This is a genomic window from Providencia sp. PROV268, from assembly GCF_028477805.1.
GTDB classification, from domain to species: domain Bacteria; phylum Pseudomonadota; class Gammaproteobacteria; order Enterobacterales; family Enterobacteriaceae; genus Providencia; species Providencia stuartii.
Genome location: NZ_JAMPLW010000003.1, coordinates 21,284 through 27,641 on the forward strand (window position 1 = coordinate 21,284; position 6,358 = coordinate 27,641).

At 38.0% G+C, this 6,358-nt stretch carries 5 protein-coding genes; all 5 read right to left on the reverse strand.

Features of this window, described 5'->3' with window-relative positions; translation table 11 throughout:
- Window positions 1–241: 241 nt before the first annotated feature.
- Window positions 242–1,489 (reverse strand): hypothetical protein, encoded by a 1,248-nt coding sequence (locus PR699_RS03570; RefSeq protein WP_272572996.1) that lies wholly within the window; start codon window positions 1,487–1,489, stop codon window positions 242–244.
- Window positions 1,489–3,900, reverse strand: a complete 2,412-nt coding sequence (locus PR699_RS03575; protein ID WP_272572995.1) for a TcfC E-set like domain-containing protein — start codon at window positions 3,898–3,900, stop codon at window positions 1,489–1,491. The genes PR699_RS03570 and PR699_RS03575 overlap by 1 nt, the downstream gene beginning before the upstream one ends.
- Before the next feature lie 144 nt (window positions 3,901–4,044).
- Entirely contained in the window at window positions 4,045–4,566 is a 522-nt protein-coding gene (locus PR699_RS03580) for a CS1 type fimbrial major subunit (RefSeq protein ID WP_272572994.1), read from the reverse strand.
- 105 nt (window positions 4,567–4,671) lie between these two features.
- Complete coding sequence (locus PR699_RS03585; protein ID WP_014657495.1) at window positions 4,672–5,418, reverse strand: hypothetical protein; 747 nt, start codon at window positions 5,416–5,418, stop codon at window positions 4,672–4,674.
- Window positions 5,419–5,541: 123 nt separating this feature from the next.
- On the reverse strand, window positions 5,542–5,844 hold the full coding sequence (locus PR699_RS03590; protein ID WP_014657494.1) for a helix-turn-helix domain-containing protein: 303 nt from the start codon (window positions 5,842–5,844) through the stop codon (window positions 5,542–5,544).
- Window positions 5,845–6,358 lie beyond the last annotated feature (514 nt).

Sequence of the window (6,358 nt, forward strand, 5' to 3'; positions counted from 1 at the left end):
TTTTTCACACTAGGTATGTCAATTTATAACGAAATTTAAACTTCCGCTCTTCGCTCAAAGTGGAAGGCTAAGTTTGGCGGACTATGAAATCAGCTAGGTTAGTGGCGTTTTAGAACCACTAACCCTAGTTATCATTAGGACAAACTATAGCCTATGCTCTGGGAGTCAGAACTATAAATTTTTGTGTGCTTTCGGCTAAGTAACCCAAATATTGCAATTAATATTGCATAATTGCTTGAGATTAATATATTTGCGGGTCAAAAATAACAGTAACTGTTCCACGGTAAGTGTCGGGTCTTGTCATCAGCATGGTATCGACATCTTGTTGCGTCACCAAAAAATCAATACTTCCCTTGCGATTACTCCCAATATCCCTTGTTAAAAACGTATTATTTAAAACATCTTTATTAATTGCCATAGGGGCGCGCAAAACCGTGCTATTGGTTTGTCGATTAATAATATTATCCGGCATGCTCAAATACGCCTTCACTGGAACCAGTTGATCATTGTTGTCACTTTTAATGGCACAATGTTCACCTTGGATATATTCACATTGCAGATAAGTGGTAAACGCGCCTGTTGAAGATAACCAAAAATCACTACGAGCCGTAAGCTGAGGCGTGATTTTCGTTATCATCCAACGTTCCCAGTTTTGTTTTCCTTGTTCTTCCGTGCAAACTTTACCTGCACTACAAGGCTGTAATGATAAAGCGCGACTTTCTGGCGTTGTGGTGACGATTAAGTCATGATTAACAGAAAGAATGAGATTGACATCAAGAACACTTTCATTGGCTTTATAGTTATCGCCAAAATCAAAGTCGCCTCCTGGGCCTACAGTAAATGACAATTTCCCCACATAGATTCCTGAGCCTATCGTTAATAAGCTATCTTTAGCTATTAATGAATAACCGATGCTCATCTCGCTAAATGTAGAAGGTTCCGTTCTGTCTACTCTACTTATTTTAAGGCAGGGGAAAGTGTTCTCTTTTGTTCCCCAGATAAATCGATTCACTTCATTATTCGATAATGAAGTGGCATAAAAAGAACATCCTCCCCCCCGAGGTGCACTCAGATCTTTGCCGCCTTCGTCCCAATCATATTGATTTGAATTTTTTCTCGCTGCTGAAGAAAAATTAGTTATCCTAAATATAACGTCAAATTTTTCCCCTGTATTCTGATTCCTTACTGTAAGTACTTTCGGGGTTTTCGGAAAGTTAAAGTAAACTCCGTCACGAGGTTCATTATTAGCAACGATGGGATATGAAATTTCTGTTGATAATGGTAAATGAACACTTACAACGTCAGCATTACAATATGTAGGATATAACTTACAATAACCGCTGATTGGTGTTGTATTGATAAAAACACCATCACTGTTACTGTTATTTATCCTTGGTGTAAACTCTGCAGTTAAATTAATCGTTGCGCTGTGAACAACCGCGCTGAGTGCCAACATGACGATACCAAGAATGTAATGAAAATAATGCATTATAACCCCTCCATTGATGAACAACGAATAACAGGGAAAAACTGTACAGCTTTTTCCGGTGACAGGGCGTCCGGTAACTGGCACGATAGGGCGGGCAATTGACCATCGGCTAAGACCGTGAGTGTTTGGTTATTGATGCCCGTATCTAATGTTAAAACGCCTTCAGCATTAATCACGCCACTGCTGATATCACTAGTCACCTGACGATGTTTTAACATTTGATCTCGCTTGTCTTGCAGCATCCCCACAAGCACTGTTGTTTTGATGGCCTTTAATTTTAAATATTTCACACTACCTCGATTCATTTGCATTGATTCATATTCAGGAAAAACTTTTCCGTTATGTTCACCCATGCTGTAAAACTGGATGGACTCATTTTTCCAGACATCCGCAGGAATAACATTTCGGCCCAGGAATAACTTTGTTTCGCTAACACTGTCTGAAGCGACAATTTGCATATCGGGGTCATCTGATTCTAAATCTACGATAAATGCCGAATCCATGCCTAAACCACGTTCGCCACTACTCGCCGCAAGTCTTCCTTCACCCAACAAAAGTGTCTGACTTAAGTTAATGCCCGCTGTGGTGCTTTTGTCTTGTACATAATGCTGGACATAAGCATCCCCACTGAGCGCTCGACTTTCCAAGGCGCCATTACCGTTAATGAGTGTGCTTCCACCACTTTGTGATATTCCAGCGCCTAGCCAACGTAGTGCCCCTTGATCCTGGGGTTGCCATTGATAATTTAAACTCGAATAGCTGTTACTGTCGTTGATACCCGCATCAACTGATAACGTATGCTGTGCAGTTGGCATTAATGACATGCTTACTCCGAACATCACACCTTGCTCCCGATTTTTTTGATTAAATCCAGGTCGGTCATACGCACTTACTCGAAAATTAACATCGCGATTAGCCAAAATGGCTTTTGTTGTCAATGTTGCATCAATCCCAAACCCTTCTCTTGATGGATTTTTCATGTATTGACCATTCAATGTCAGTGAACTCGCCCACGGTAATTGAGTGAACATTGACGCCCCCCACGCGTTCCCAACTTGCTTAGACGAGTCTGTCGAGCGATAACTATTCTGGGAAGTTCGACGCCAAAAGACATTCAACGAGTTTCCCGGTGAAAGCGTCCGATAATAACGTAAATCTGCGCTCGAATTTTTTCGTGAATCGTCATCTGTCAAGGTATATTGGGCAAAAAGACTATCATTGGAAGACAGTGTTACCGTTGATCTTGCGCTGAGCTGATATTTTTCTGCGGTCATTAAAAAACTGCTTCCCAAGATAACACGGGGGGTCAATAAGTAATCGACGGCACCGCCGCCGATGAACGCATTATTATTCTCGGTTGTGTTCTTACTGCTAATCACTAAATCTCTTTTTTGCCCACCCCAGAAATTTAAGCGCCATTTTTGATTGGGATTTTGCCATCCTAATGGTTTGTATACTTGAGCTATTTGAGTATCCACAATCTTACCGTTCTCAAGGGTATTAATCGTGATGTTATAAATGCCGCTGGGTAAACGCCGAGTGTCAATAGCTTGTATTCCTGGTTGCAGTTGTTGCGAGTAGATGAGGCGATTATCCAGCCAAACTTCTGCCGTTGCTTGATTGGCAGCGGTGACATAGATAGGGGAAGCACTGACACTTTCGTTATTTATCAATAATGCATTTGAGGTTCCCCACATGGCTCCAGCAACAGAGCCTGTACTAAATCCATTGGTTTCAACATTTCCCTTATCACTGTCCGGGGAAAAAAAACCTAAGCGAATAAAGTTACCTGCTAATTCCTTTTGTGTGTATAGGGCATAAATATTGGTTTCTTGTGTTTGATTGGCTTGGCTAGAGCCGTAGGTCTGCAGCGATATTTTTTGTGTCCATCCTAAAAGCGAGGACACGATAGATGAGGTAAAGTTCCATGTCTTCGCTGAAGCTACCGAAACGGCAGATAAATTATTGTGCATAATGACACCATTTGGCAGAGTGCTAGGCAAATGGATATAGTCATTGTTTACTTGCTCAGTTTCGTAGTGTGATGTAAATAATTTTAACGAGGAGTTATCCAGTCGATATTCAGCAGAGATTAGTCCTGCAGGGCAGGAGGAGTTACATGCACCTAATGAGATCCCTTTTTGTAAAATATTAGCCCACTCATTTTTAACTTGAGGCTTAATATCTGGCTCTTCATCTAAAATTCGTAGGAGATTAATTTGTCCATTTTCATGAAGCGAAAAGACAGCATCAAAAAGCGGAGAATCATTAAGATACACTTGAGAAACAATTTCTGAATTATAAAAATACTGCTTAAATTCATCAGGAACTTTTATCGTATTGCCTGCTGATAATAAATTCCCTCCCAAAGCTATTCCAGGTGCTAGAATTAAAGTAAATAATACTTTCATATTCATTCTTAGCCGAATCAAAAAATACAAACACTATAAAAAATAGTTAGTCATTCGATAAATGCACAAACACAATTGAAATAACGAACGACTAGACTAAGCAATAAGGATGAAGACCTCAAAGGCCTTCATCACTTGAGTAACTTATTTGTCTCCAGTAGGAGGCTCGACAAGCACTGGCTCAAAAACCATTGCCACTTGACCAGTAAAAGAGCCAGTTACAGTTAAAGGTTGGTCTGTTTTTTGTGTAATGCGAAGACTAGTACGACCGCCAGCTTTGGCATCTGCGGCATTAACTACGGTATTAGCCTTATTGCTGAGTGATACACCGTTAAAGATAACAGTTAACGGAATGGTATCTGTTCCATTTGATAAAATAGCTGTGCCAGTTGAGTCGGTATTCGTTAAGGTTGCTTGAATACCACCGGATGTATTTTTATATTGAAATTGCTTGGAGAAATCTTGTAACTTCTTAGTTCCTAAATCATAAACCATTTCTTGCGTTTGATTAACCCAGCCGCCCTCAACAGGAATAACTTGAAAATTATCTGTTGGGATGGTGGCCGTTAAGTCGATAGCGTAGCGTTGTTCATTCGCAGCGTGAACAGTCATTGACCCTAAAGCCGCGCAAGACATTAAGATCGCGGATAATGATTTTTTTAACATGTGAATACCTCATTCATAATGATCAAAAAAAGAAGGAAAACGCTGTTTTCCTATTTATTTTCTATAACTAGAAAACAAAATTAAAATTATTTATCTAGGTTGATGTTAATAATTAAATGATTTTGATTTATCACCTTCAATTAATGTGAAGATGATTTCGTCATTCTGTTTTTTTTGTAAAATAAACTCCCTCCCAGGCAATATAATTTCTCGGGATTTGTTCTCGCAATGTGATTTTGCGTTTTCACAATAACGGATATTATCTAATATAATGGTAGCATTTCCTTTATTTATTATTGCTATTTGTTTGTTCCTATCGTCAATAACGGTATTAAATAAAGGTTTTTCAGGTTGCATCACAACAACACTACCATACCCAGTCAATACATTAATTCCGGCCTCCAGTGCGTTTTTCTTGTATTGATTTATTTCATCCTTGCTCATACCAAAACCATCATTTTCTTCCGGGAGTACAGGGGTAAAACGGATCCTGAAATAACGTTCTTTATCTCGCGCTCCTGACCACAATATACGTACAGTCTGAAAGCCCGATGGAGGAATGATTAATCTTAGTGGTGAGACAATGAGTCGTTCTTGTGTTAATGAGCCTGCGTCAACTTCTTTTTGTGTTGATTCGCGTTGATTCATTTTCGGGGTAACATCAATCTCCAATACTTCAACACGAACGAATGCGGTAGATGTTCCTGTGTTATATACGCGTTTGGTCAGGCTTTGGGTTTCCGGCGTAAAAACATCATACATACTACCAATACCAATGGAAGGTGAGGCACATACTGATGTTGTTATGCTCATTAATAACAATGTTAGAATAAAGTGAATACGCTTAAGCATACATAATCCAATTTTTATGTAATAAAAAATAAAACTTTAATTAAAAATCAACATAAATAGCCAATCTAATTCATCTTAAAACTTAAAATAATCCCAGAAAAATAGATTAATGTAAAATGCAGGCTAGTTTTTTTGCGTTAATTCAGTATTGAATTGTTGTAAACGTTGATATTCAATTAAAACTTCACCGGAATCTTCATAAAATACCTCAGTAATTAAATCAAGTAACGTTTTATCAATCTCATTTAATAATTGCAGAATGATGTCGATTGAAAATGTTGCTTGTCCTCGTTCTAGTCGAGAGATGTGTTGCTGGGAAAGACCTAATTTTTGACCTAGTTTTTCCCCCGATATACCTAGTAATCTTCTATGTTTTCGAAAAAATGCACCTATGCGAACATTTATATTTAATATGTTGTATCTCATTAACACGATTCACCTGTTTTATTGAAGTAAAATATGGTTAATATCAAAGCTATTGGTGCTAAAGACTAAGGTAAATTAAGAGGAGAGGGAAATAGTTTAAGACGATCAATTTTGCTGTTTATGATAACTCATGGCTATTGATTTGATTTGTATTGATCGTTATCGCCAATGTTTTTTGATTTTATGTGTATTACTTTATGATTTTAAATAGATTTTTTATAAGATGTTAAGTTTCTTGGGAAATGATAACGTGAGTTACCAGATTGTGATTGAAATATTAACACGTATTCTGAAACTAAATTTGACATATTACGCATTGCTGTTGTTTTTGTCGTTCGATATTAGGGTAAAAATTGGTGATTGAGTATGCGTGATGAATATTGATTTTCAGTGAAATGAACAGAGGACATCAATAAACTGTCAAAAAGACGTATACATTTTGTATCAAGTGATATGATGGGCGCCCCCATAATGATTTAATATTTAAATCTTATTGCGTTAAGTTTTTTCAGAG